Source organism: Pseudarthrobacter sulfonivorans, assembly GCF_001484605.1.
Classification (GTDB): domain Bacteria; phylum Actinomycetota; class Actinomycetes; order Actinomycetales; family Micrococcaceae; genus Arthrobacter; species Arthrobacter sulfonivorans_A.
This window is the reverse complement of record NZ_CP013747.1, coordinates 3,189,429-3,214,079: the sequence shown is the minus strand read 5'-3', so window position 1 is coordinate 3,214,079 and position 24,651 is coordinate 3,189,429. Positions and strand designations below refer to the sequence as shown.

Annotated in this window: 23 protein-coding genes; 7 read left to right on the top strand and 16 right to left on the bottom strand. The window is 67.3% G+C overall.

Annotation, left to right across the window (positions count from 1 at the left end):
• Positions 1-16 precede the first annotated feature (16 nt).
• The 3 genes from topA to AU252_RS14540 form a co-directional block, all read right to left on the bottom strand.
• Entirely contained in the window at positions 17-2,746 is a 2,730-nt protein-coding gene (topA, locus tag AU252_RS14550; RefSeq protein WP_058931331.1) for a type I DNA topoisomerase, read from the bottom strand.
• 156 nt (positions 2,747-2,902) lie between these two features.
• The gene (locus AU252_RS14545; protein ID WP_058931330.1) at positions 2,903-4,618 is read right to left on the bottom strand and encodes a DUF7059 domain-containing protein; all 1,716 of its coding nucleotides are present in this window, start codon (positions 4,616-4,618) and stop codon (positions 2,903-2,905) included.
• Positions 4,619-4,657: 39 nt separating this feature from the next.
• Positions 4,658-5,440, bottom strand: coding sequence for a MerR family transcriptional regulator (locus AU252_RS14540; protein WP_058931329.1), 783 nt, complete (start codon positions 5,438-5,440; stop codon positions 4,658-4,660).
• Between the two features lie 139 nt (positions 5,441-5,579).
• On the opposite strand from AU252_RS14540, the gene AU252_RS14535 reads away from it, so the two are divergent.
• Both AU252_RS14535 and AU252_RS14530 read left to right on the top strand, forming a co-directional pair.
• Complete coding sequence (locus tag AU252_RS14535; RefSeq protein WP_058931328.1) at positions 5,580-6,017, top strand: hypothetical protein; 438 nt, start codon at positions 5,580-5,582, stop codon at positions 6,015-6,017.
• Positions 6,018-6,085: 68 nt separating this feature from the next.
• Positions 6,086-6,682 (top strand): hypothetical protein, encoded by a 597-nt coding sequence (locus tag AU252_RS14530; protein WP_083510413.1) that lies wholly within the window; start codon positions 6,086-6,088, stop codon positions 6,680-6,682.
• Positions 6,683-6,710: 28 nt separating this feature from the next.
• Here AU252_RS14530 and AU252_RS14525 read toward each other — a convergent pair whose 3' ends face one another.
• Together AU252_RS14525 and AU252_RS14520 are read right to left on the bottom strand one after the other, a co-directional pair.
• Complete coding sequence (locus AU252_RS14525) at positions 6,711-7,604, bottom strand: rhodanese-related sulfurtransferase (RefSeq protein ID WP_058931326.1); 894 nt, start codon at positions 7,602-7,604, stop codon at positions 6,711-6,713.
• A 51-nt stretch (positions 7,605-7,655) separates the two neighbouring features.
• A complete protein-coding gene (locus AU252_RS14520) occupies positions 7,656-8,114 on the bottom strand; it encodes a hypothetical protein (protein ID WP_058931325.1) in 459 nt (152 codons plus the stop codon).
• A 95-nt stretch (positions 8,115-8,209) separates the two neighbouring features.
• Here AU252_RS14520 and AU252_RS14515 point away from each other — a divergent pair, with 95 nt between their 5' ends.
• Together AU252_RS14515 and AU252_RS14510 are read left to right on the top strand one after the other, a co-directional pair.
• Entirely contained in the window at positions 8,210-8,902 is a 693-nt protein-coding gene (locus AU252_RS14515) for a GNAT family N-acetyltransferase (protein ID WP_058931324.1), read from the top strand.
• 27 nt (positions 8,903-8,929) lie between these two features.
• Positions 8,930-11,359, top strand: a complete 2,430-nt coding sequence (locus AU252_RS14510; protein WP_240484191.1) for a DEAD/DEAH box helicase — start codon at positions 8,930-8,932, stop codon at positions 11,357-11,359.
• Here the strand turns inward: AU252_RS14510 and AU252_RS14505 are convergent.
• From AU252_RS14505 to AU252_RS14470, 8 genes are all read right to left on the bottom strand, one after another.
• Complete coding sequence (locus tag AU252_RS14505; protein ID WP_058931323.1) at positions 11,332-11,691, bottom strand: Rv3654c family TadE-like protein; 360 nt, start codon at positions 11,689-11,691, stop codon at positions 11,332-11,334. The genes AU252_RS14510 and AU252_RS14505 overlap by 28 nt on opposite strands.
• Entirely contained in the window at positions 11,688-12,230 is a 543-nt protein-coding gene (locus AU252_RS14500; RefSeq protein ID WP_083510412.1) for a TadE family type IV pilus minor pilin, read from the bottom strand. The genes AU252_RS14505 and AU252_RS14500 overlap by 4 nt, the downstream gene beginning before the upstream one ends.
• Positions 12,227-12,589 (bottom strand): DUF4244 domain-containing protein, encoded by a 363-nt coding sequence (locus tag AU252_RS14495; RefSeq protein ID WP_099093396.1) that lies wholly within the window; start codon positions 12,587-12,589, stop codon positions 12,227-12,229. The genes AU252_RS14500 and AU252_RS14495 overlap by 4 nt, the downstream gene beginning before the upstream one ends.
• Positions 12,590-12,762: 173 nt before the next feature.
• Positions 12,763-13,371 (bottom strand): type II secretion system F family protein, encoded by a 609-nt coding sequence (locus tag AU252_RS14490; RefSeq protein WP_058931322.1) that lies wholly within the window; start codon positions 13,369-13,371, stop codon positions 12,763-12,765.
• Positions 13,368-14,249 carry a type II secretion system F family protein gene (locus AU252_RS23635; RefSeq protein WP_058931321.1) on the bottom strand — a complete coding sequence of 294 codons (882 nt, stop codon included), beginning with the start codon at positions 14,247-14,249 and terminating at the stop codon, positions 13,368-13,370. Before AU252_RS23635 ends, AU252_RS14490 begins: the two co-directional genes overlap by 4 nt.
• Positions 14,246-15,469, bottom strand: a complete 1,224-nt coding sequence (locus tag AU252_RS14480; protein ID WP_430929485.1) for a TadA family conjugal transfer-associated ATPase — start codon at positions 15,467-15,469, stop codon at positions 14,246-14,248. The genes AU252_RS23635 and AU252_RS14480 overlap by 4 nt, the downstream gene beginning before the upstream one ends.
• Before the next feature lie 26 nt (positions 15,470-15,495).
• Entirely contained in the window at positions 15,496-16,722 is a 1,227-nt protein-coding gene (gene ssd / locus AU252_RS14475; RefSeq protein ID WP_240484190.1) for a septum site-determining protein Ssd, read from the bottom strand.
• A gap of 116 nt (positions 16,723-16,838) precedes the next feature.
• On the bottom strand, positions 16,839-17,054 hold the full coding sequence (locus AU252_RS14470) for a hypothetical protein (protein ID WP_056346200.1): 216 nt from the start codon (positions 17,052-17,054) through the stop codon (positions 16,839-16,841).
• Positions 17,055-17,150: 96 nt separating this feature from the next.
• Here AU252_RS14470 and AU252_RS14465 point away from each other — a divergent pair, with 96 nt between their 5' ends.
• The gene (locus tag AU252_RS14465; protein ID WP_058931320.1) at positions 17,151-18,863 is read left to right on the top strand and encodes a bifunctional 3'-5' exonuclease/DNA polymerase; all 1,713 of its coding nucleotides are present in this window, start codon (positions 17,151-17,153) and stop codon (positions 18,861-18,863) included.
• Between the two features lie 102 nt (positions 18,864-18,965).
• On the top strand, positions 18,966-19,196 hold the full coding sequence (locus AU252_RS14460) for a YegP family protein (protein ID WP_058932966.1): 231 nt from the start codon (positions 18,966-18,968) through the stop codon (positions 19,194-19,196).
• Between the two features lie 94 nt (positions 19,197-19,290).
• Here AU252_RS14460 and AU252_RS14455 read toward each other — a convergent pair whose 3' ends face one another.
• From AU252_RS14455 to AU252_RS14445, 3 genes are read right to left on the bottom strand one after another with little or no spacing between them, the layout of a single operon-like run.
• Positions 19,291-19,968, bottom strand: a complete 678-nt coding sequence (locus AU252_RS14455) for an NUDIX hydrolase (RefSeq protein ID WP_058931319.1) — start codon at positions 19,966-19,968, stop codon at positions 19,291-19,293.
• Complete coding sequence (gene nth / locus AU252_RS14450) at positions 19,965-20,789, bottom strand: endonuclease III (RefSeq protein ID WP_058931318.1); 825 nt, start codon at positions 20,787-20,789, stop codon at positions 19,965-19,967. The genes AU252_RS14455 and nth overlap by 4 nt, the downstream gene beginning before the upstream one ends.
• Positions 20,790-20,797: 8 nt before the next feature.
• On the bottom strand, positions 20,798-22,105 hold the full coding sequence (locus AU252_RS14445; RefSeq protein ID WP_058931317.1) for a hypothetical protein: 1,308 nt from the start codon (positions 22,103-22,105) through the stop codon (positions 20,798-20,800).
• 406 nt (positions 22,106-22,511) lie between these two features.
• On the opposite strand from AU252_RS14445, the gene acs reads away from it, so the two are divergent.
• The gene (gene acs, locus AU252_RS14440) at positions 22,512-24,533 is read left to right on the top strand and encodes an acetate--CoA ligase (protein ID WP_058932965.1); all 2,022 of its coding nucleotides are present in this window, start codon (positions 22,512-22,514) and stop codon (positions 24,531-24,533) included.
• Positions 24,534-24,651: the final 118 nt, after the last annotated feature.

Here is a 24,651-nt window from a genome sequence, read left to right as displayed (position 1 = left end):
GCAATTCCGCCCGTACTTACTTCTTGGCTGGAGCCTTCTTCTTGGCCGGGGGCTTGCGGGCCGTTGTGGCGCGCTTGACCGGACCCTTGGCCCGCTTCTCGGCGAGGAGTTCAACGGCCTGTTCGCGGGTCAGTTCCTCCAGGGACGTGGACCGCGGGACGGTGATGTTGGTGATGCCGTCGGTGATGTACGGGCCGAAGCGGCCTTCCTTGACCACGATGTTCTTCTCGGAAACCGGGTCCGGTCCGAACTCGGCCAGCGGCGCCACCGCGGCCCGGGCGCCGCGCTGCTTGGGCTGCGAGTAGATCTCCAGCGCCTGCTCCAGCGTGATGGTGAAGATTTCCTCTTCGGTGCCGATGGAGCGGGAGTCCGTGCCCTTCTTCAGGTACGGACCGAAGCGGCCGTTCTGCACCGTGATGAGGTTGCCCTCGGCGTCCTCACCCAGGGCGCGGGGCAGGCTCATCAGCTGCAGCGCTTCGTCCAGGGTCACGGAATCCACGGTCATGGACGCGAACAGCGAACCGGTGCGCGGCTTGGCCTTGACGGGCTTTTTCGGCGGCTTCGGCTTGCCGTTCTTGTAGTACTCCACGGGCTGGTTGGCCAGCTGTTCCTCGGTCATCTCCGGGATGACTTCGGTGACGTACGCGCCGTAGCGGCCGTTCTTGGCGACAACGCTGTGGCCGGTGTGGGGGTCGTCGCCGAGTACGCGTTCTTCCGGCGCAGCCGTTTCCATCAGTTCGATGGCCTTCGCCGCCGTCAGTTCGTCCGGCGCCAGGTCCTCGGGGACGTTGGCGCGGGAGTTCTCCACGATTTCGCCGGTCTTGGCGTCCACCGTGGCAGCGGAGCTTTCCAGGTACGGGCCGAATTTGCCCACCCGCAGCGTGATCTCATCCGTAATGGGAATGGAGTTGATTTCCCGGGCGTCGATCTCGCCCAGGTTGTTCACGATGCTGAGCAGGCCCGGATCGGAATCTTCACCGTAGTAGAAGTGCTTGAGCCAGGCGGACCCAACGGCCTGGCCGTTGGCGATCTTATCCAGGTCGCCTTCCATGTCCGCCGTGAACTCGTAGTCCACATAGTCCGTGAAGTGCTGCTCGAGCAGCCGGATCACGGAGAACGCGATCCAGCTGGGCACCAGCGCGGAACCCTGCTTCCGGACGTAGCCGCGGTCCTGGATGGTGGAAATGGTGGAGGCATAGGTTGACGGTCGGCCGATGCCCTTCTTTTCCAGCTCGGCGGTCAGCGAAGCTTCGGTGAAGCGCGGAGGCGGCGAGGTCTCGTGACCCACGGCCAGAATGTCCGACGCCGTGAGGGCATCGTCCTTGGCCACGTTCGGCAGCCGCCGGGCTTCGTCGGAGTCGTCGTCCCCGCGGCTTTCGTCCTTGCCTTCTTCATAGGCGGCCAGGAAGCCCGGGAAGGTGATGACGGTACCGGAGGCGGAGAATTCAGCGTCCCGGCCATCGGTGGCCACGGCACCCAGGCGGATGGTCGCCGTCGAGCCCTTGGCGTCACCCATCTGGGATGCGACGGTGCGCTTCCAGATCAGTTCGTACAGGCGGAACTCGTCGCCGGAGAGCTGCTTGGCCACCTGGGCCGGCGTGCGGAAGGAGTCACCGGCGGGGCGGATGGCCTCGTGGGCTTCCTGCGCGTTCGCAGCCTTGCTGGTGTACACGCGGGGCGACGCCGGGATGTACTCCGGGCCGTACAGCTCGGAGGCCTGGCGGCGGGCGGCCGTGACGGCTTCGTCGCTCAGCGCCGAGGAGTCGGTACGCATATAGGTGATGTAGCCGTTTTCGTACAGCCGCTGGGCCACCTGCATGGTGCTCTTTGAGGAGAAGCGGAGCTTGCGGCCGGCCTCCTGCTGCAGCGTGGACGTGGTGAACGGCGCGGCGGGACGGCGCGTGTACGGCTTGGTGTCCACGGACCGGACACGGAAGTCCGCATCCTGGAGACCGGCGGCCAGCGAGGTGGCGAGTTCCTCGTTGAGGTGCGCCGCATTGCGCGAGGTGAGGACGCCGTCGTCGTTGAAGTCCCGGCCCGAAGCGACCTTGGCGCCGTCAACCGCAGCGAGCTTCGCCTTGAACGAACCGGCGCCGGCGCCGAACTGGCCCGTCAGGTCCCAGTACGAGGCGGCCTTGAAGGCCATGCGTTCGCGTTCACGGTCCACCACCATGCGCGTGACCACGGACTGCACGCGCCCGGCGGACAGGCCGCGGGCAACCTTGCGCCACAGCACGGGGGAAATCTCGTAGCCGTAGAGCCGGTCCAGGACGCGGCGGGTTTCCTGGGCGTCCACCAGGGCCGTATCAACATCGCGCAGGTTGTCCATGGCGCGGTGGATGGCTTCCTTGGTGATTTCGCCGAACGTCATCCGGTACACCGGGACCTTGGGCTTGAGCACTTCCAGCAGGTGCCACGCGATGGCCTCGCCCTCGCGGTCCCCATCGGTTGCGAGATAGAGGGCGTCGGCATCCTTGAGCGCGGCCTTCAGCTCGGTGACTTTTTTCCGCTTGTCCGCGGACACCACGTAATACGGTTTGAAGTCGTTTTCGATGTCGACGGCGAACTTGCCCACCGAGGTTTTCTTCAGTTCTGCGGGGAGCTCAGACGGCTGCGGCAGGTCGCGGATGTGACCAATGGAGGCCTCTACGATGAAGCCCTCGCCGAGGTACTTGGCGATGGTCTTGCTCTTGGCCGGAGACTCCACAATCACGAGTTTCTTGCCTGTTTTGGCCTTGCTTGGCACGGTGCTCCTACAGAAAAAGGTTGCTCGGGCAGATGAGCCCATATTGGCCTAGTTCACCATATTTTGGACAATAGTGCGCATTCATGTGGAAAACCCGTTGACTCATCAGGCACATCCGGGACACCGATTTGGGGTGTTCCGGGGCCCGCCAAACCACTATTCAGCTGGCTCGGAAGGAACCAGGAAACCGTCGCTGACCAGGTTCGCGACGTCGTCGAGCAGCCCGGTCCGGAACGCGTCGCCGTCGAACCCGTCCTCCCCGGCGAGGCTCCCGCCGAGCAGCGCGGCAAGGGCTCCGATGATCTGGCCGACGGAGAGGTCACCGTCGCACGCGGAGACAAATCCGGCGAGTTCGGTGCTGAGCAGATTGGTCCGGCGCAGGCCCGCACCCTGGCGCAGCAGGATCACGCCGGGGTGCTCGGCGCCGGGGCGCTGATGGCGCTCCTCCGTGACGTCGTCCGCCACGAGCAGGTGCGCGTCCGCCAGGCTGTTGGCGGCCAGCCAGTCGGAACGCTTGACGGCGGCGCCCAGGTGAGGCCCGATGGGCTGCTCAATGAGGTACGTGATTTCCTCGAAACGGCTAATGGAGGCGGCGGGTCGTCCCGCCGTCGGCCGGCGCAGCCAGATCATCCCGAAGCCGATCCCCGCCACGTTCCGGGACGCGAAGTCCGCCAGGTAGGCGGCGTAGGCGTCCCGGTAATGCTTCCGGTCGCGGGATTCGGACGCGTCCTGCAGCCAGGTTTCGGCGTACTGCTCCGGGCCAACCTGCTCGCGCTGGATGAACCAGGCATCCGCGTCCGGACCGATCCAGCTCTTGGGCCGCTCGTGCCACTCGGTCCCGGCGGGAATTTCCCAGTTGCCCAGCAGCTGCGCGGTGCCGCCCGGGGCGAGGGCACCGGGCAGCGCCGCCACGAGCGAGGACACAATGTCATCGCCGGGCAGCCCGCCGTCACGATAGGTGAACTGCCCGGACGCGGCTTCGCCCAGGGTCCGCGGGGTGATGACGAACGGCGGGTTGGATACCACCAGCTCGAATTCCTCCCCCGCCACCGGCTCCAGGAGCGACCCCAGCCGAAGGCTGACCCGGTCCTCCAGGTGCTGCGGGTCCAGGTGCAGGGCCGCGGCATTAAGGAGGAGGTTAAACCGGGTGAAGGCCAGCGCCCGTGTTGAGATGTCCGTTGCCGTCACGTGCTCGGCATGGTGCAGGAGGTGGAAGGACTGGATGCCGCAGCCCGTACCCAGGTCCAGGGCCTTGGCGACGTGGCGGCGGACGGTGGTCTGCACCAGCGTGGTGGACGCCTGCCCGATCCCCAGCACATGGTCGTGCCGGAGCATGCCGGCCTGCTGGTGCGCGGCGAGGTCGCTGGCCACCCAGAGCTCGGCGCCGCCGCTGCCGTCCTCATTGGCGTCCCAGCCGTACGGCCGCAGATCCGCTTTCGCCTGCACCAAGTCCTGCCCTGGCCGATCTGGGCCGGGCCGATCTGGGCCGGGCACGGGCTCGAGCAGCCCCAGCTCGATCAGGCCGTCGGCCCGTACTCCCGGCAGGGCGGCGTCGAGCGTTTCCCGCGTCTGCGGTTCCGCCAGGAGCCAGAGACGCACGACGGCGGCGAGCGCCGCCGTCGTCTTCTCACCGTTCGCTGCGTCACCCTTCGCCGCATCATTCTGGAGGGCGCTTTCGGTGGCGAGCAGCGCCGGGATGATCTGGTCCCGGTTCAGCGCGCGGTAGGCCGACTCGCCCAGCAGCCCGGCCACGCCGTCAAGCGTGTAGTCCACCCGGCGCAGGTCCGCGGCGAGCGCCGCCAGCAGCCCGGGGAGGTCGCTGCGCGGGGCATCGGGGGTGTTGCCGGCCAGGAAAAGCGTGGAATCAGTCACCGCCCAAGTCTATTGGCGGGCACGCTTCCTCCTGACGGGCTACAGGTTCTCCGCCGCGTAGATCTTCAGGGCATCCCGGACGAAGCCGGCACCCTCCGCGCCGCCGTAGTTCTTCGCGAACCGGGGGTCAGCAACGTACATTTCGCCGAGCCCGGTGACGTATGCCTGGACGTCACCGGTGCCCTTGCCTTCACCCTTGCCGCGGGCGTCCGACGCCGGGGTGCCCGGGATGCCGGTCAGCCATTCGACGTGCCGCCTCGCGATGGCCTGGGCCTCCGCGCTGTCCGGTGCGATGCCGGCGGTGGCGGCGGCGATCCAGTCCTCGCCCAGCTGCTGCGAGCGCTGCTTCCACGCGGCCTTCTCCGCGGTGCTCATGCCGCGCCACCACGAATCCCCCTTCGCGTAGGCGTCCTTGCCCCAGCGTTCCTCCACTTCGTCCTTGTACTGCGTGTGGTCGAAACCGTTGAACATGTCTTCTGCCATGATTTCGCCACCTCCTCTCACTGCTTCGATGGTTTGGGTGACCGACGCGATCTGCCGCGCCAGCCTGTCCTGTTCCTCCTTCAGCCATTCGAGATGCCCGGTGAGCGCCTTCGCTGCGTCCGCTTCGTCGTCGAGCACCTGGCTGATCACCGGCAGGCCCAGCCCCAGTCCGCGCAGGAGCAGGATGCGCTGGAGCTGCACCAGTGCGGCCTGGTTGTAGTAGCGGTAACCGTTGTGGCCGGTGCGGCTGGGCTTGAGCAGGCCGATGTCGTCATAGTGCCGCAGCGTCCTGCTGGTGGTCCCTGCGATCCGGGCTACGTCCTGGATGGACAAGTCCATGTGTTCCTCCTTCCTGCTCTGTTTGCGGGATGGTCCGGACGTTCTGTCCCGGCTGATGGTTCCACGATAAATGTTGACGTAGCGTCAAGGTCAAGGGTCTGAATCACGGAGCACAGATGGAGCCGGGTAAGTTGGAAGCATGGCTGTTATTCCTTCGTCCTTGCCGCGCGCCCTCTCCGCTGTGGCTGCAGCAGCTGTCCTCCTGGGTGTCTCAGGCTGTGCGCAGCAGCTTTCGGTGGAGAACGCCGATGTGCCGGCCTGGAAAGCCACGGCGATGCCGTCGGCCAGCGGCATTGTTGCCGAGGACTCCGGCAAGATTCTCAACGCCCAGCCCATTGACCATTCGGAAAACGTGCCGGCAGGCAAGTACACGCTGACACTCGTCTGCGAAGGCGGCGGCAAGGCCTTCCTCGCGGTGCGGTCCGGCGGCAAGGAACTCGCCGACCTCGGAGCAGCCTGCTACGGCACGCCGGAGTCCCGCAAAATCACTCTCCCGGAATCGGGGCCGCTGGAGCTCAGTGCCTCCAGCGTCGACGCACCGCTGATCTACGCCTACCAGCTGGTAACCGCGGGTTAGTTGACCCGGCTTTCCCTCACTTGCCCGAGGCTCTGGATTGGGGTCCGTGCCGGGCATAGAGTCGGAGTATGCCCGCAACGCAGGGGGCGCCGACGCCCCGCAGGGCGGTACTTCGTCCGGGCACTTGCCCGTCCCGGTCAGTCTCCGTGCGCACCCGGGTGAGGGCCGCCGTCGTACTCTGGACGGCTGGCACCCTGGTGGCCGGAACTGCGCTCGCCGGATGTGAATACACGTACGACGAAGGGTGGCGGCCGGCCGAGAACGCCCCGGCCGCGCCGGAGGTGACCGAGCCGGGGCCACGCGCTGAGCTGTGGCGGAACGATCCCGTCAGCGAGGCTGAAATGGAGGCCTGGCTGACGGAGTCCCAGGTGGGGCCCGGCCTGCAGGTGGCGCATAGGACATTCGGCCTGTTGCGCGCGGAGGAAATCCGAACGGACGCGACGGCGCCCCTCCCCGCCGGAACCTATGTCCTGGTGCTGGTGTGCCGGAGCCAGCGGCGCGTCGACTTCAAAGTCCGCAATGACGAATTCACCATGGTGGACCTCAGCCTGCGCTGCGGATCGCGGCGCGAAAGCGTGATCTACCTGTCCAAGGAAACGGTGCTGCAATTCCAGGTCGAAGCGCCGTCCCCCGCCAATTTCGCCTACCGGCTGGCCCGGCTCTGAACCGGCCCCGCGGCTCAGACCATGTAGCTCAGGCCGCGCAGCCTTCGGGGCAGCGCAGCGTCTCCGGGCTGGCGGCACACTCGGTGCAGTACAAGGTCAGCGTGCGGCAGCTCGGGTTGGAGCAGTTCTCGAACTTGCTGGTGGGCGCAGCACAGCGGACGCACTCACCGATGGTCTGGGCGTCCTCGCTGAATTCCAGGTGCATGCGCTTGTCGAACACGTACAGCGAGCCTTCCCAGAGGCCCTTGTCCTTGAACGTTTCGCCATAGCGGACGATGCCGCCGTCGAGCTGGTACACCTGCTTGAAACCGCGGTTCACCATCAGGCTGGAGAGCACCTCGCAGCGGATACCGCCGGTGCAGTAGGTGACCACCGGTTTGTCCTTGAGGGCGTCGTACTTGCCGGAGTCGAGCTCCTTGATGAAATCGTGGGTGGTGGCCACGTCAGGGACGATCGCGTCCTTGAACTTGCCGATCTGGGCCTCGAAGGCGTTGCGGCCGTCGAAGAACACCACGTCCTCGCCGGCCTGTTTCGTGGCTTCCACCAGTTCGTGGAGTTCTTCGGGCTTCAGATGGGTGCCGCCGCCCACCACGCCGTGCTCATCCACCTTGAGTTCGCCTGGCGCGCCGAAGGAGACGATCTCGTCCCGGACCTTAACGCTCAGCCGCGGGAAGTCCTCCGCGCCGCCGTCGGACCATTTCACGTCGATGCCGTGGAAGCCCCTGTATTCGCGTGTGGTCTTCACGTACTGCTTGACCGCGCCGATCTCGCCGCCCACCGTGGCGTTGATGCCGTCCTTGGAAAGGAGGATGCGTCCGGTCAGCCCGAGTTTTTCGCACAGGGCACGCTGCCAGAGCCGCACCGCGTCCGGATCAGCGATGGGAGTAAAGCCGTAAAAGAGCACAATTCGGTTCAAAGCCACGTATTTAAGGGTACTGGGTTGCCGGGCACCGGGCCCGCCCGGTGGCCGGGGCTAAGGTTGGCCCGCCGCGATAGCGGCGTCGCGCCTGTTCAGGGCAGTTTCGGCCGCCCGGTAGCCCAGAACGACGACGGCGAAGGGCACCGCGGTTGCCGTCACGGCGGCCGCGAAAGCATCAGCGCCATTGTTGAGGGCGAGTTCTGCCGCACCGTCACCAACGAGGCGCGGCACCACAAACAGGACCACGGCAGTAAGAAACCCACCAAGTCCCGGCCGTTGCGCTCCTTCGGGCTCGGAGCGCGAACCCAAAAAGTCCAGCGGGCGCTTCAAATTCCGGTAGATCAGTGCGCCGGCCACCAGCGGGATGAGCCCGCAGGCAAGCCAGACCCAGTAAGCCACGCCCGTGGCCGTCTCCCAATACCTGGCGCCGCCCACCATGGCCACCATTAAGGCGACGCAGACCAGCAGGGACAGCGGAAAGGTGTTCTTGGACAGTTCCTTGGCGGCGGGCATTCGGTCAGTCTTGTCCTGTCACGATTGCATAAGCAAGTCACATCGGGGGCACCCTACCCCTGTTGCTTGTGTCGGGGCTGGAATACTCTCATGACATGAGTCCGGACGCCTTGGTTGAAGACATCACACGCCTTCTTGAAGTCTGGGTAGCTGGCTGGGCCGGCTGCCGCGGTTACCAGACAACGGTTGAGGGCCGATTCCCCGCCGCACTGCGGGCCGACACCACCGGGGAATGGGAATACTTCGCCCACGACCCCTCCGCTGACGAGTTCGCGGCCCTGGCTGCGAAGACTGCCGAGGCACCGCCGAGGGTCCTGACCATCCTCACCAACGACGTTGCCCGTTTCACGGCGCTGGCCCAGAAACACGGCCTGAACGTCACGTCCGCATCGCAGGCCATGATGATTGTGGACATGGCCACCCAGGACACGGAAGATCCGTGGCTCTCCGACGACGACCTGAACCTGGTCGCCTCCGAACTTGACGGCGTCCACCACGCGGTGGTCCGATCGGGTGACACGGTGGCGGCGAGCGGCAGGGTGTTTGTAGTGGGCGAGACGGCGGTGTTCGACAAGATTGTTGTCCAACCCGAGTTCCAGCGTCGCGGCCTGGGCAGCTTCATCATGAAGGCCCTTGCGGCGCAGGCCATCGGACCGGATGTGGAGAACGGCCTGCTGCTGGCCTCCATCGACGGCCAGAAGCTGTACTCCCACCTGGGATGGTCCACTGTTTGCCGCGTGCTTTTGTTGTCCACCTCCGATGAGGGTGCTGACCTTTCCGTGGGGTGATTTTTCCCCGGGTGAAAGAATGTTGGGGTGAACCCCCATGACTCCCTGATTCCATTGCTGGGCCGAGGCCCGGACCCGGAACAGTTGCGTCATGTCCGCACCATCCCAGCCCGGCAGGCAGTCCACGAACCGTGGCCGGCGTGGGCACACCCTGATCTGGTGGCCGCTTACGGCTCCCTGGGCATCCACGAGCCGTACCGGCACCAGATCCAGGCCGCCAACTTGGCCCACGGCGGCGAGCACGTGGTCATCGCCACCGGCACCGCATCCGGCAAGTCCCTGGCCTACCAACTGCCGGCGCTTGATGCCATCCACCGCTCCGAACTGCGCGTCCTGTCCGAACCGGGAAAGATCCACGACGACGGCGCCGTGACGCTCTATCTCTCCCCCACGAAGGCACTCGCTGCCGACCAGCTCGCAGCCATCCGTTCCCTGAAGCTGCCCACCGTACGGGCCGAGACGTACGACGGCGATACCGACCCCGCGTCCCGCCGGTGGATCCGGGACCACGCCAATTTCATCCTCGCGAATCCGGACATGCTCCACTTCGGCATCCTTCCAAATCACGCCTGGTGGGCCAGCTTCTTCCGGCGGCTGCGGTACGTGATTGTGGATGAGGCCCACAGCTACCGCGGCGTGTTCGGTTCGCACGTGGCCAACCTGATGCGCCGGCTGCGCCGCATCTGCGAGTACTACGGTGCCGGGACGGCCCATCCCGGTCCGGTGTTCATCGCCGCGTCAGCCACGGCTTCTGAGCCGGGCACATCGTTCGGCCGCCTGATCGGGGCGCCGGTCCGGGCCGTTGCCGAGGACTGCTCGCCGCACGGTTCCACTACGGTGGCTTTCTGGGAGCCTGCCCTGACCGACCTCAAGGGCGAGAACGGCGCCAGGGAACGCCGCACCGCCGTTGCTGAAACGGCCGATCTGCTGGCGAACCTGGTCTCGTCCCGCATCCGGACCATCGCCTTCATCAAGTCCCGCCGCGGAGCGGAGACAATCGCTTCGATCACCAAGCGCCTTCTGGACGACGTGGACCCCACTCTTCCCCAACGCGTGGCCGCCTACCGTTCCGGGTACCTTCCGGAAGAACGCCGGGCCCTGGAAAAGGCACTCCGCTCCGGCGAGCTCCTGGGTGTCTCCAGCACGTCCGCCCTTGAACTGGGCATCGACATTTCCGGGCTGGATGCCGTCCTGGTCGCGGGCTGGCCAGGCACCAGGGCGTCGCTGTTCCAGCAGATCGGCCGGGCCGGGCGCGCGGGCCAGGATGCCATCGCCGCGTTTGTGGCCAGCGATGATCCGCTCGACACCTACCTGGTGAACCATCCCGAGGCGATTTTCGACGTGTCGGTGGAGGCCACCGTCTTTGATCCCTCCAATCCCTATGTGCTGGGGCCCCATCTTTGTGCCGCCGCCGCGGAGCTTCCGTTGGGCGTGGCTGAGCTGGGCCTGTTCGGCGGCACGGCAGAGAAGCTGTTGGGGCAGCTCGTGGCGCAGGGCTATTTGCGCCGCCGGCCGGCGGGCTGGTTCTGGACGCACTCCCAGAGCGCTGCGGCCATGGTGAACCTTCGCGCCGACGGAGGCGGACCGGTAAGCATCGTTGACGCCGACACCGGTTCCCTGCTCGGGACCATGGATTCGCCCCAGACGCACTACCAGGCGCACACAGGTGCCATCTACGTGCACCAGGGCGACAGCTATGTGGTGGAGGACCTGAACGAAGACGACCACTGCGTGGTGGTCCGGCGCGCCAACCCCGACTACTACACAACGGCCCGGGACGTGACCCAGATCGAAGTGCTCGAAACACTCCGGACTGAGCACTGGGGCGATATCGCCGTTCACTTCGGCGATGTGAAAGTGACAACACAGGTGGTTTCCTTTCAGCGCAAGGCCTTGATTTCAAACGAAATCCTGGGCGAGGAGCCGCTGGAGCTGGGCGCCCGGGACCTGTTCACGAAGGCCGTCTGGTTTGTGGTGGAGAACCGTTCGCTGACGGGCGCCGGGCTCATCGAGGCGCAGTTCCCGGGGGCCCTGCACGCCGCCGAACACGCAGCGATCGGCCTGCTGCCGCTTGTGGCCTCCAGCGACCGCTGGGACATCGGCGGAGTATCCACCGCAATCCACGCCGACACCGGCGTGCCCACCATCTTTGTGTACGACGGGCACCCCGGCGGTGCCGGCTTTGCCGAACGCGGCTTCGACAAGGCAAAGGTGTGGCTCTCGGCGACGCGCGACGCCATCAAGGCGTGTGAATGCGAGTCGGGCTGCCCGTCCTGCGTCCAGTCCCCCAAATGTGGGAACAAGAACAATCCGCTGGACAAGGCTGCCGCCGTCACGCTCATCGACGTCCTCCTCAAAGACGCGCGCGAAATGCCTCTCCGCAGTGCGGAATTCCTGGCGAGCACGGAGCCGTTCAGCACCACAGCCGCTCAGGGCGGCGGTCCGGCCCGCGCCTGACCGGTGGCGGCGCCCACGAGCGTCCGTGCGTTCAGCTCCGTTCGGACCTTGACGGTCTGGCCGGCCCCTTCCGTACAGCTGACGAGTGCCGCCTCATGGCGGGCTGCTACCTCGGCGGCCACCGTGCAGGGGTCTCCGGACGTGATCCCGCGCAGGGCATCGGCCGCCGCAAGGGCAGCGAGGTCCGCCGCTGCCGCTGCCCTGCTGGCCATCACCGCGGACTGTGCGAACAACAGCATCAGAGCCATCGCCATGATGACAACCAGCCCCAGTCCCGCAGCGAGTACTGTTCCCGAACCGCGCTCCGGGTTGTCCCGGAATTGCCTGTTCACGACGGCGCCTCCTCCGGGGCCCCGACCGGCTCCAACCCCGGATTGGCCGCGGCAGCCGGCGTTTCGCTCCGCGTGGTGGCCTTGGCCGTGAGCGTCCAGGGCACAGTTGCCCCCAGCGGCCCGCCCACACCGTCGGCCACCGTAACGCTGAGCCACTCACCTTCAGTCCCAACGGACGCCGTTGCCGACGTCCCCGCCAAGGTCCTGACGATCCCCTGCACTGCGGCCGGGTCCTCGCCACGGGCCAGCGCCCTGGCGCCGGCCCGTGCCGCCTCCTCGAGCCTGAGCTGCGTGACGCCCGCGGAGGCTCCCGCTAAGAGCAGTGCGAGGAGCAACAGTACTGCCGGCAGCGCTACCGCGAACTCCGCCGTCACGGCGCCGTGGGCGTCCCCCGGACTACGGCGGCGGCGACGGAGCCGGCGACGGAACGCGGCCGCCGGTCCCAGCGCCACGCGGCTTTCCACGCCCTGGTTCCGGCAGCGGCCACAGCGGCTGCTCCGGTCATCAGCCCGTGGCAGCGCTGCCGGCGGCAGACTCATGGCAAGGCCAGCGCCGTGCGGATGAGATTCAACAGGAATCCGCGCACTTCGTCGCTGCGGAGAATGAAGACGAGAAGTCCGGCGAAGCCAACCGCGGCAAGGGTGGCGATGGCGTATTCGGCCGTCGCCATTCCGGCCTCTGAAGCTGTGAGCCGGGGCCGGCGCTTTTTCGCCTCGCTGGCACCGGGGTAAAGCTCCACGACGTTGCCAGCGGCATCCGGGGCCTCCTCCCGTTGGCAGGTACACGCGCCCAATCCTGCATTGGCAAGTACTACGGAGTCCCATGCGGGGGTACCCGCAACTCCCGTGCTGAGCTCCGGCGCAGGGGCGGCGGAAAGGCTGTTTTGGATGATGGTCATGGTGACGGTTTCCCTTCTGTGCTCCGGCCGAGTTGCCGGCTGATTTCGACTCTTCCCGGCTCCGCGGATCTCGGTAAGTGCAAACATCCCGTAAGTGGATAAGCGCCGCTTTGAGCGGATTGTGGAGGACGGGACGGGGTGTGGAGGAATGGACCGTAACCCAAATCCCGCGGTCAGGACCCGGACGGCACCAGTGCCAGCAGGACCGGGACTACGCCCAGGCAGATGAAGGCCGGGAGCGAGCACAGGCCCAGCGGAATGACCAGCTTCACGCCGAGCGAGGCCGCCCGTTTCTCCGCAGCGCGGAATCTTTCCCGGCGCAACCTCGCGGCCTGTGCGTAAAGGATGGCCGACGACGGCGCTCCGGTCAGGGCGGCGAATCCCAGGGCGTCACGCAATTCCAGGATTTCAGGAAGACGGACTTCGGAACTGCGCCAGGCTGTTTCCCAGTCGGCTCCGATGGCGAGCGCAGACACCACCGGACGCAGCGCCTTGCCGTAGTCCGCGGAGGCCGAGGCTGCGACGAGTTCCAGGGACCGGCCAATGCCAGACCCCGCGTCCAGCATCGCGGCCACGAGCTCAAGCATCATGGCCGTGTCACGCAATCCGTGAAGGCGGCCGCCTTGAGTGAGTGCTTCATCGGCCCCATGCGGCCCGGCGCCCACGTCCCCTCGCAGTCTGAGCAGTCGCTTTCGGACCCGGCTTGGCTGCGAAAGGGCAAGGCAGGCGGCAGCAGCCAGAACAACGGCCAAGGCAAGCCCCGGCACAAGAATGTCCGTCATGGCACACCGGCCCCGGCGGCAGCACCGACCAGGCGGGCGGACCAGATTCTTCCGGCGATGGTGAGGCCCACACCCGCGGCGAGGGCCGCCAGTCCCAGCGGGGTCCCGATCAGGATGGCCAAGGGATCCACCCCCAACGCTATTCCCAGGCCCAGTCCCATCAGCGGGAGCCACGTCAGGAGACCGACCGTGGCCTTGGGCCCGGCGAGCGCTGTCTGCCGTGCGGCCTCGGCGTCGTCTTCCACTTCCAATTGGGCCGCAAACCTCGCCAGGACATCCGCCAGTGGACAGCCACTGGCTTCGGCAATGTCAAAGCAGGCGGCAAGCTCACACCAGATCCGTAACTCCCTGCTGTCGGCGCGCGAAAACTCCGATTGCGCGGCCTTCCTGATCGCCTCAGACACGGGTGCGCCCCGGAACGCTGCTGCCCGGACGGCGCCAAGCATCACCAGGGAACCTGCGCTGAGGCTCGGACCGCTGCGCCCGGCCGCTGACCCACGGATTGGTTCCGCCCTTCCACCAAGGTCTTGCGATGCGTGTGAACCTGCGCCCGCAGTTGCGGAATCTGGCTCCCGACGGCCACGGTGGACCAGCCACAGTTCATCCCATAGCCGTGCCGGAGTGCGGCCGCCCTTCAGCAGCGCAGCAAGCTGCTGCACCACAAGGGTCAGTGACAGGTCGTTCCGTTCCGGTCCGGCACGGAGCAACTTGCGCCACGAGCCGCCCGTCCTGCTGCCACCAGCCCCGCCCTGAACCCGAGAGGCGAGGCCTGGCCCTGCACTCCCCACGGCCCGCCGGAAACGGCCTGTGGCACCGCCGGGCGGGCTGAAGAGCAGCACGACCGCCAGCACGAGGACCACGGCCAGCAGAAGGGTCATACGGCGGCACCCGCCTCGAGGGACAGTCCCAGCCGCTTGCTCATCGCCTCCCAGGCTGGACCGGTGCCGACCTGGCCGCGTCTGGCCTCCAACGCCGGAACCACGGTTAGACCGCCGGGACCGTCCTGCACCACGCCCACGCACGCAACATGCCGCCCGTGCCCGGACCGCTCCACGTGGACCACAACGTCCAAGGCGCTGGCTGCCTGCAGCCGGACCGCGTCCTGGCCCATGCCTGCCAGAGCTCCCAAAGCTGTCAGGCGGGCCGGGACAGCGGTGGCAGCGTTCGCATGGATGGTCCCTCCCCCGCCAGTGTGGCCTGTGTTCATGGCCGTCAGGAGTTCCCGCACCTCGGCCCCACGGCATTCCCCCACCACCAGCCGGTCCGGCCGCATCCGCAGTGCCTGCCGGACCAGTTCGCCGAGATCCACTTCGCCGCCGCCTTCGAGGTTTCCGTGACGGGACTCCAGCGACACGATGTGCGGATGGACGGGGTTCAGTTCGGAGGCATCCTCGATCAGGACCAGCCGTTCCGCCGGGGAGCACAGCCCCAGCAGGGTGGACAGCAACGTGGTCTTTCCGGAACCCGTGGCCCCGCTGATCAGGAAACTCAGCCGCTGCTCAACAACCCGTTCAAGGACCTCCTGGACCACGCTGCCGAACATGCCGCCGGCACGGAGTTCGTCCATGGAGAAGACCTGCTCCCGCCGGATGCGGACGCTCAGCAAGGTGCCGGCGGTGGAAATCGGCGGCAGGACTGCGTGGACACGGTATCCGCCCTCAAGTCTGACATCAACGCACGGGGACCCGTCGTCCAGCCGCCTGCCGCCGGCGGCCACAAGCCGCGATGCCAGAGCCCGCACCTGTGCCTCTCCGGAAAACGAAACCCCGGCCGGTTCGATGCCTTGGCCCCGGTCGATCCACACCGAGTCCGGGGCGTTGACGAAGATATCGGTGACGTGGACGTCCCGCGTCAGTTCCTGGAGCGGGCCAAGCCCGTTCAGCTCGGCGCTGATCCGTTCCACGGCGGCGAGGGAGCCGGCCGTCCCCAGCAGCCGTCCGGTGGCCTGGACCGCGGCGGCAACCCGGGACGGGGTGACAGGTCCGGCGTCGGTCATGACTGATTCACGGACTGTTTCCAACAGCGCCGAATCCAAGAGGCGCGGATCCAGGACCCGGGCCTGCCGACGGCGTGCCCCGGTCCGCTGGTCCGGGTGCAACGGCGGCGGGACTGGCTGCCGCGCGCTCACGGCAGGTCTCCGACGGGGATGTCGCCGTCCAGCAGATCGAGCACTGAGGCGGCGAAATGCCTGACGCTCCGCCGTTTGCCCACGTCAAGTAGCCGCCCGTTTTCCCCGGCCGCCGTAACGCCGCGCAGCTCCGGTACGCGGCCCTGGACGGGCAGGCCGACGGCGTCCGCAATGAGTCCGGCGTCCAGCGCGGCGCCGGCCTTGCCCCGGACCAGGAGGGCTGCCTCAACCGGCGGAAGCTCGTGCAGCAGCCGGGCCGTGGCTACCGCGGCCTTCAGCTGCGCCGGCACAACCACGAGGATGCGGTCGCAGTCCCAGGCAAACATGCGCACGGGTTCGGCGCCCCGGCCGATGTCCACCACCACCAGTTCATAGCCCCGCCGGGCCGCATCCAGCACGCCACCCGCGGTGGCGGCATCCACCGGTGCCTGGCGGTCGCGGCTGCCGGGCCAGGACAGGAAGGAGAACCCGCCGGCGACCGGCAGTGAGTCGGCCAGCTGCTCGGGATCGATGCTTCCGCTCGCGTCGGACAGGTCAGGCCAGCGCAGCCCCGGCGTCTCCTCAGCTGCCAGCGCCAGTTCCAGGCCACCACCCCACGGGTCCCCATCAACCAGCAGTACGCGCACACCCAGACCGGCGGCCGCCTGGGCGATCCAGATTGCAGCAGTGGTGGCGCCGGCACCGCCACAACCGCCTGTTATGCCGAGGACCAGCCCTCCCGCTTCAGGCGACCGCGCCCGGCTCAGGTACTCTGCCAGCCAGGCCGCGGCATCCGGAAGCACCGCCACCCGCTCCGCGCCGAGTGCTGTGGCCAGGTGCCAGAGACTGTCCCCCTCCCCGTTCAGGCCCACCAACACGGCAGGGGCCCGCCGCCGCGGCGGCAGCTCGCGGACATCGCTCCCAACCAACACAGCGGCCGCGGCGTCCCAGTACTTCGCGGCATCGGCCACATCCGCCACCACTCGCAGCTGGCCGCCGGCGGCAGCCACAATCCGCTCCACTTCGCCCTGCAGAAAGTCGTAGCCGGTGACCAGGAGAACCTCGGCACCGGCGGGGTCCGGCAGCCAGGCTCCCGCGGCGTGTGCCGAGGCAGGCGCGCGGGACGTGGAACCACGGGCCTGGGAACCACCGGATTCAGATCCTTGGGGAGGGGAGGGCCGGGCACGGGACAGCTGGGCGGAAGGCCGCTCGGAAGGGGGTGGCGATAGCTGGTGCCTGCTCATGCAGCAACTCTCCACCGAACTCAAGGGGGAGAAACAGGGCCATGCCACCGTATGTGGACAACTCCCCCACGCGGCCGAAAGGCCGGACAGAAAGACGGGCCGAACGGTCGGACCGGTTACTGCTTCCCGTATTTGCGGTGGACGGCCTGCTTGCTGACCCCAAGGCACAGGGCAATGGCCTCCCAGGACAGACCGGCCTGCCTCGCCTTGCGGACCAGGGCCGCTTCGGCGCGGCCGACCTCCTTCTGCAGTTCCGCCACCGCGTACAGCGCTTCAGCGGGGCCTTTCCCGTCCATTGATGCGACCAGCGTTTTCATCCGCCCTACCTCCATTCGTCAACTTTAGTTGACGAATGGAGGTACGTCAACACATGTTGACGGCATGGGATTGGGGCTTGAATGTCCCCGCCACAGGGCAGAATTGGACCTATGTATCTGCTGCTCGCCGCCCACGCCCACGGCGCAGCCCTCCAGCAGGTCACCCAGGCGGGCGATCCCCACCCCGACCGCCCCGAACCGCGCCTCATCAGCGAAAGCGAGCTGGCCGGCGTCGTACGCCAGCTGGAGAACCGGCCCCGCGAGGCGCCGCCCCGCTGGATCTGGAACCGGACCCAGGACTGGTACCCCGCCCTGCTGGCGGCCGGCGTGGAACTGGAGCGCTGCTATGACCTCGGTTTGTGCGGCAATATCCTGGCGTATTCGCAGTTCACCGCCCACACGGAGTACGCGCGGAACGCCGACAAGGAATCGTTGGACGATCCCCAGGAGACGCCCCGCGCCCTCCAGCCGCCGCCCCCGCCAGCGGATCAGGGCGCCCTCTTTGACGATGTCCGCCACCGCGCCCCACGGCAAGGCCTGGCGGAGCTCCGCGCAGAATACGCCGCCCAGCAGGCTGCCCTGGCCGATGCTGCACCGGAAGAAAACAAGCGGAAACGGCTCCAGCTGCTGCTGGCCGCCGAATCCGCCGGCGCCATGATCGCCGCGGAGATGCAGCACACCGGCGTCCCCTGGCGCGAGGACCTGCACGAGCAAATCCTGGCCCACAACCTCGGGCCGCGCCCGCCGTCCGGTCACCGCCCCGCGAAGCTGGAGGCCCTGAACACCGAACTGCGGGGGCTGCTCAACTCGCCCGGGCTGAACCCGGACTCGCCGCAGGAACTGATGCGCGCCCTGCACCGCAACGGCATCGAGGTGAAAAGCACGCGGCAGTGGGAGCTGATGGAGTCCAGCCACCCCGCCATCGAGCCGCTCCTCGCCTACAAGAAACTGTCCCGCCTGCACACCGCCAACGGATGGGCCTGGCTGGACGCATGGGTAGCCAGGGGCCGCTTCCAGCCCGAGTATGTTGTGGGCGGTGTGGTGTCCGGCCGCTGGGCCTCGCGGGGCGGCGGGGCCCTGCAGATCCCGCGGCAGATCCGCGGCGCCGTCCATGCGGATCCCGGCCACAAGCTCATCGTCGCGGACGCCTCCCAGCTGGAACCCCGTGTGCTGGTGGCGCTGGCGCAGGACTCCAAAATGGCGGAAGCAGCGCGCGACAAGGACCTGTACGCCGGCATCGCCGCCCAGGGTTTCGGCGGCGATCGCGCTAAGGCGAAGGTCGCCCTCCTCGGCGCCATTTATGGTGCCACCACGGGCGAATCGGGGCGCCTGATGCCGCAGCTGGCACGGACCTACCCCCGCGCCGTCGGCTTCGTGGAGCAGGCGGCGCGCGACGGCGAGGCCGGCGGCACCGTGACCACCCGGCTTGGCCGGAGCAGCCCGCCCCCGTCGGAAGGGTGGTACCGGAGCCAGCAGTCGGCCACTGCCGAGGAGCAGCGCCGCGCGGAATCCATTGCCCGTTCCCGCGGCCGCTTCACCCGCAACTTTGTGGTGCAGGGATCCGCCGCTGACTGGGCGGCGTGCTGGCTGGCGGAATTACGACGGCGGCTGCGGGCCTTGCGTGCCGATGGCTCCGTTCAGGCGGAGCTGGTGTTCTTCCTGCATGACGAGGTGATGGTCCATGCCCCCGAGGCCGGCGTCCAGGCCTGCATCCGGGCCATCGAGGAAGCTGCCGCAGCCGCGAAGGAACTGCTGTTCGGCCCCATCCCGGTGGAATTCCCCGTCAGCGTGGCCGTAGTGGACTCCTACGACAACGCAAAATAGCAAATCCGGTTAGCCGGAAGAAACCTACCGGTGAGTAGCTGGTCGAACCGCTGTGACCATGGTTACATCGGTGCAGGACTGAAGCAGACGGTCCAGCTATTCATGCAAAGACGCATATCAGGGGAGGTCCGGCATATGGCTGGCAGGTTTGAAATACATCGTGTAAGTGACGAGTGCTATCGGCTGAGGCTCACTGACTCAAACGGGAACATAGTGGCGGTTTCGCCCGACTTCAAGCATCTCGGCGCGTTGAAGGACGGCATCAATGCGCTGCGTGAAAACGCGGCCACCGGCATTGTTGTTGATCTTCGGCAGCAGCCGATCGCCAGCTGAGGCGGTGTGCGCGAGCTCAGCCGGCGCACACGTGGTGCAAGCCCGGCGGGCTCAGTCCCGCCGGGCCACACCGACCCTGCGAGCTACCCCGAACCTAGAAGACCACCTCGTGGAGCCGGGTCCGGTCCCACGGCACGGCCCAGCCCAACTGGTCAAAGAGTCCATCCAGAATGATCCCGGTGAAGCCCCAGACCAGCACGCCGCTGACCGCGAAGGCCGGGCTGCTGAAGGTTCTGCCATCGCGGCTGACCGTGGCGGTCACCCGGTTGGCCGGGTCCAGCAGGTCGCGGACAGGGATCCGGAAAACCTGGGCGGATTCGGCAAAGTCCACCACATGCACGGGCGACGGCGACGCCCACCAGCCGAGTACCGGCGTCACCAGGAAGTTGCTGCGAGCCAGCCCAAGCTCCTGCAGCACACCCAGGACCTCCACACCGGCGGAGTCCAGCCCGGTCTCTTCTTCGGCTTCCCGCAGGGCGGCCGCAACCGGGGTTTCGTCCGCGTCGATGGAACCGCCGGGAAAGGCGACCTGGCCGGGGTGGGAATCCAGGGTGTGCGCGCGTTCCAGCAGCAGGACATCAAGATCCGCCGCGGCAAGGGGTTTGCCGGAGGCTGCGGGAACGTCGTCCAGCACACCGAAAAGCATCAGGACTGCCGCCTTGCGGGCTATGGTTTCGTCCACAGTCAGGGCCGCCCAGGCAGTGTTCGGCGCGGTGACGTCGCCACTGTCCGATCTGCGCACCAGGTCGATCAGGTCCTGGCGTGCGCTCACGGGAGCCGCCTCTGCGATTCCATCCGTATTTCAGCGGCGCGGTGCGTCTCGGCCAGCAACCGTTCCAGGAGGCTCTCGCTCCCGGGCGCCAACTCGTATTTAAGGAGCTTGGCGGCTTTGACGGGATCGGTCTCGCCCAACCCATAGCTGGGGCACCAGTTCGCCACCGGACACGCGCCGCAGGCTGGCTTCCGTGAGTGGCACACCCGCCGCCCGTGGAACACCACACGGTGCGAGAGCATGGTCCAGTCCTTGGGCTCAAACAGTTCAGCGACGTCGAATTCGACCTGCACCGGGTCCTCGGACGTGGTCCAGCCGAAGCGCCGTGCGAGCCGGCCGAAGTGGGTATCCACAGTGATCCCGGGGACGCCGAAGGCATTGCCGAGCACCACGTTGGCAGTCTTACGCCCCACTCCCGGCAGCGTCACCAGGTCTTCCAGACGGCCGGGGACCACGCCGTCGTACTCGTCCACCAGGCGGGTGCTCAGGGCCAGCACGCTCTTCGTTTTGGCCCGGAAAAAGCCGGTGGGCTGCAGGATCGCTTCCAGCTCGGCGGGATCGGCCTCTGACATGGCCCGGGCGTCCGGGTACCGTGCGAACAGGATCTTGGTGACCTGGTTGACCAGCACATCGGTGGTCTGGGCCGACAGGACGGTGGCCACGACCAGCTCGAACGGGTTCCGGAAATCCAGCTCCGCGTGGGCATAGGGATACTTCTCCGCCAGGGCCTTGTTGATCCGCCGCGCCCGGCGCTTCAACGCCAGCAAAGACTCCGGAGCTGTCGTGGCCGGGCCGGATCCGGGTCTACGGGACGTGGCCACGGGGCCGGCTAGCCGCGCTCGATGTTGCTGAGGTCGCGCAGCACGCCCACTCGTCCGTCGGTGTGCTGGACCAGGAATTCGTGGCCCCGGTCTTCCAGGGCCAGCACCCAGCCGCCCGGTTCAATCACAAAGGCGGGGGCGCCGGTCTGGGGGTCCACCGCGGTCCGGTGCTGGGCCACGGCAAACCAGAACGCCTCATGCGCCGGCTCTTCGTACGATTCTTCCGGCCTGGATGCCGGATCCACGGTGGCGCCGATGGGCTCCACGCGGCGCACCTGCTGATGCACGGCCGTCGCTGCAGGTTCCGCGGCAGACTGGCGAGCCGAGGCAGGGACACCTGTGCCGGCGTCGTGGGTTGCTGCTTCAGGGGCAGCGGCGGCGGACGCCGTAGCGGTCGGCGCAGGGGCAGCCGGGGCCGACGTCGGGGTGTCACCCGTTGTGGTTTCCGCAACGGCGGGCGCCGAGGCGCCCGTCGCTGAAGGGGAAGGCACGACGTCGGCCGCCTGGGTTGCGGGGCTCGGGTCGCCGGCAGCGGTCCACTCGTTGACCTCCGGGGCGGAAGAGACGGCTCCTGACGCAGCCGGAGAGGAGGTGGGCGCGGCGGCGGAAAGGGCCCCGGCCGAAGCGGCGGGCGCGGCGGCACGCGCAGAAGTTGCCGCTGCAGGTGTGGCGGTAGGCGCGGCAGCCTCCGGAACGGGCGCGGCCGCAGGCTTGGGTTCCTTGGGCGTGTGCGGCTTGGGCAGCGGGACAGCCGAGTCGCGCGCCATCACGTGGGCCGGGGTTTCGTCGCGCCCCAGGAAGTCGCCGGCGAAGTACGGGATGAACCGGCTCAGCACGGTCCCCGCGAACAGCACGACGGAACCTATCAGGCCCACCAACAGGCTGGGCACATAGCCCGCGGCCGTGGAAACGAAGAAGAACGCCAGTGCAAAGGAAGCCACCACGGACGCGAACTGGTCGATGGACAGCGAGCCGATGCGGACCTTCGTGGCGGGAGCGAGCCGGCGGGCAGCAAAGAGTGCCGTGACAATCATGGGCAACACAATGCCGAGGCCCAGGAAGAACAGGCTGCCCGCGTTCCAGAGGTTAAACCGGCCGAAGAAGATGGGCAGCAGCGAGGCGACCAGCAGGATGAGGGTGGCGGCGAAAACTGTCAGGTCCCGCAGGGTGAACGGACCCAGCACGGCCTGGTTGGTGGTGCCCGGCTTGGCGCCGGCCGGCTTCTGCACGCCCTTCGCTGAGCCGCCTCCCGGGGTGCTGCCAGGCCCTGCCTCGGGTGCGCGGCCAAACTTCTGGCCGAAGCTTTGCTGGTTCATTCTGTACTCCTTAGCGTGGCGGCACCGGGACGGTTCCGTCCCAAAACTGTGCCGTCCGAAACGGCGGCAACGGCCAGGCCCGGCAGTGATACACCGGATCCGACAGCTCCGTAGAAAGTCACAATTCAATCTCAGCCTAGTCAACCGCATGGCCGATCACTAGCCGATCCGCAGCGGCGGAACGCCAGCGGGCAGGGTCCTTTAACCATTCACCGCTAAATAAATGCCGTTCGCGGGCGCCTTTGTGACAGCGAACACGTCGCGGCCCCGGCACGTATTAGGGTTGATTCCGGAACAGCTCTTTGCGGAATGTCCGTGATCGGCCGCTGCCCAATGTCGCGCAAATCGGCGGAGGCGGCCGGGCGACGGCAGCCGCTGAAAAGACCGATGAATGATGAGGTTCACCATGTCTCAGGACACTCCCGGCTCCACGACCACCGCCCCCGCAGCTTCCGTGCAAAACAACCCGCAGGGCGATCAGCAGGGCGACGCCTTTGAAAACCTGCTGCACGAAAACCGCACTTTCGCCCCCAGCCCCGAATTCGCTGCCGACGCCGTTGTCACCGCCGCTGATTATGCAGAGGCCGACGCCGGCCGCCCGGCGTTCTGGGCCAGGCAGGCCCGCGAACTGCTCACCTGGTCCAAGGACTTTGGCCAGGCACTGGACTGGTCCAACCCGCCGTTCGCCAAGTGGTTTGTGGGCGGAGAGGTCAACGCCGCGTACAACGCGCTGGACCGGCACGTGGAGAACGGCCTCGGGGACCGTGTGGCCATCTACTTCGAGGGCGAACCCGGCGACACCCGCACGTACACCTACGCCCAGCTCACTGAAGAGGTCAAGAAGGCCGCCAATGCCTTCGAGTCCCTCGGCGTTGGCAAAGGTGACCGGGTGGCCGTCTACCTGCCCATGATCCCCGAAGCCGTCATCACGCTGTTGGCCTGCGCCCGCATCGGTGCCGTGCACTCCGTGGTGTTCGGCGGCTTCTCCGCCGATGCCCTGCGCTCCCGGATCGAGGACGCCGAAGCCAAGCTCGTGGTCACCGCGGACGGCACCTACCGCCGCGGCAAGCCCAGCGCGCTCAAGACCGCCGTGGACGACGCCCTCGCCGCACACGGGCACACGGTCCAGAACGTTGTGGTGGTCAAGCGCAACGGCCAGAACGTGGACTGGCACGAAGGCCGGGACCACTGGTGGGCGGACACCGTGGAGCTGGCCTCCACCAAGCACACCGCCGTGGGACACGACTCCGAGCACCCGCTGTTCATCTTGTACACCTCGGGCACCACGGGCAAGCCCAAGGGCATCCTGCACACCACCGGCGGCTACCTCACCCAGGGCGCCTACACCCACAAGGCCGTGTTCGACCTGCACCCCGAAACGGATGTCTTCTGGTGCACGGCCGACGTCGGCTGGGTCACCGGCCACACGTACGTCGCCTACGCGCCCCTCATCAACGGCGCCACCCAGGTCATGTACGAAGGCACCCCTGATTCCCCGCACCAGGGCCGCTGGTGGGAGATCATCGAGAAGTACAAGGTCTCCATCCTCTACACCGCCCCCACGGCCATCCGTACGTTCATGAAGTGGGGCCGGGACATCCCGGACAAGTACGACCTGACCTCCCTCCGGGTCCTCGGCTCCGTGGGCGAATCCATCAACCCGGAAGCCTGGATGTGGTACCGGGACGTCATCGGCGGCAACAAGGCACCGATCGTGGACACGTGGTGGCAGACCGAAACCGGCGCCCAGATGATCGCCCCGCTGCCCGGCGTCACGGCCACGAAGCCCGGCTCAGCCCAGACCCCGCTCCCCGGCATCGCGGTGGACGTAGTTGATGAGCAGGGCGAATCCGTGCCCAACGGCCACGGCGGGTTCCTCGTCATCCGGGAGCCCTGGCCTGCCATGCTCCGCGGCATCTGGGGCGACCCCGAGCGGTTCAAGGAGACCTACTGGTCCCGCTTCGAAGGCATGTACTTCGCCGGCGACGGCGCCAAGAAAGATGAGGACGGCGACATCTGGCTCCTGGGCCGCGTGGATGACGTTATGAACATCTCCGGGCACCGGCTCTCCACCACCGAAATCGAATCCGCCCTGGTCAGCCACCCCTCCGTGGCTGAAGCCGCCGTGGTGGGCGCCGCGGACGAGACCACCGGCCAGGCCGTCGTCGCGTTCGTGATCCTCCGCGGCGACGCCGTGGACGCGGGCGACGCCACCATCGCCGAACTCCGCAACCACGTGGGCAAGGAAATCGGGCCCATCGCCAAGCCGAAAACCATCCTGGTGGTCCCGGAACTGCCCAAGACCCGCTCCGGCAAGATCATGCGTCGCCTCCTGAAGGACGTCGCCGAAGGCCGCGAAGTAGGCGACTCCACCACCCTGGCCGACAACACAGTGATGCAGCAGATCGCGCAGTCGCTCAGAAAGTAACAGCTGCCTTACGACCCCGTCCGACGCTATCGAGTGGCCCCGGTTTTCCCGTCCCCATGGGAAAACCGGGGCCACTCCCTGTTTGGGACGATTCAAAAAAATCGACGCTCAAAATGTT

Coding starts and splice junctions, on each gene's coding strand:
- AU252_RS14540 (WP_058931329.1), bottom strand. CDS start 5,440: ATGGACTTGTCCATCCAGGACGTAGCCCGGATCGCAGGGACCACCAGC.
- AU252_RS14535 (WP_058931328.1), top strand. CDS start 5,580: ATGGCTGTTATTCCTTCGTCCTTGCCGCGCGCCCTCTCCGCTGTGGCT.
- AU252_RS14530 (WP_083510413.1), top strand. CDS start 6,086: ATGCCCGCAACGCAGGGGGCGCCGACGCCCCGCAGGGCGGTACTTCGT.
- AU252_RS14520 (WP_058931325.1), bottom strand. CDS start 8,114: ATGCCCGCCGCCAAGGAACTGTCCAAGAACACCTTTCCGCTGTCCCTG.
- AU252_RS14515 (WP_058931324.1), top strand. CDS start 8,210: ATGAGTCCGGACGCCTTGGTTGAAGACATCACACGCCTTCTTGAAGTC.
- AU252_RS14500 (WP_083510412.1), bottom strand. CDS start 12,230: ATGAGTCTGCCGCCGGCAGCGCTGCCACGGGCTGATGACCGGAGCAGC.
- AU252_RS14495 (WP_099093396.1), bottom strand. CDS start 12,589: ATGACCATCATCCAAAACAGCCTTTCCGCCGCCCCTGCGCCGGAGCTC.
- AU252_RS14490 (WP_058931322.1), bottom strand. CDS start 13,371: ATGACGGACATTCTTGTGCCGGGGCTTGCCTTGGCCGTTGTTCTGGCT.
- AU252_RS23635 (WP_058931321.1), bottom strand. CDS start 14,249: ATGACCCTTCTGCTGGCCGTGGTCCTCGTGCTGGCGGTCGTGCTGCTC.
- ssd (WP_240484190.1), bottom strand. CDS start 16,722: ATGAGCAGGCACCAGCTATCGCCACCCCCTTCCGAGCGGCCTTCCGCC.
- AU252_RS14470 (WP_056346200.1), bottom strand. CDS start 17,054: ATGGAGGTAGGGCGGATGAAAACGCTGGTCGCATCAATGGACGGGAAA.
- AU252_RS14465 (WP_058931320.1), top strand. CDS start 17,151: ATGTATCTGCTGCTCGCCGCCCACGCCCACGGCGCAGCCCTCCAGCAG.
- AU252_RS14460 (WP_058932966.1), top strand. CDS start 18,966: ATGCAAAGACGCATATCAGGGGAGGTCCGGCATATGGCTGGCAGGTTT.
- AU252_RS14445 (WP_058931317.1), bottom strand. CDS start 22,105: ATGAACCAGCAAAGCTTCGGCCAGAAGTTTGGCCGCGCACCCGAGGCA.
- acs (WP_058932965.1), top strand. CDS start 22,512: ATGTCTCAGGACACTCCCGGCTCCACGACCACCGCCCCCGCAGCTTCC.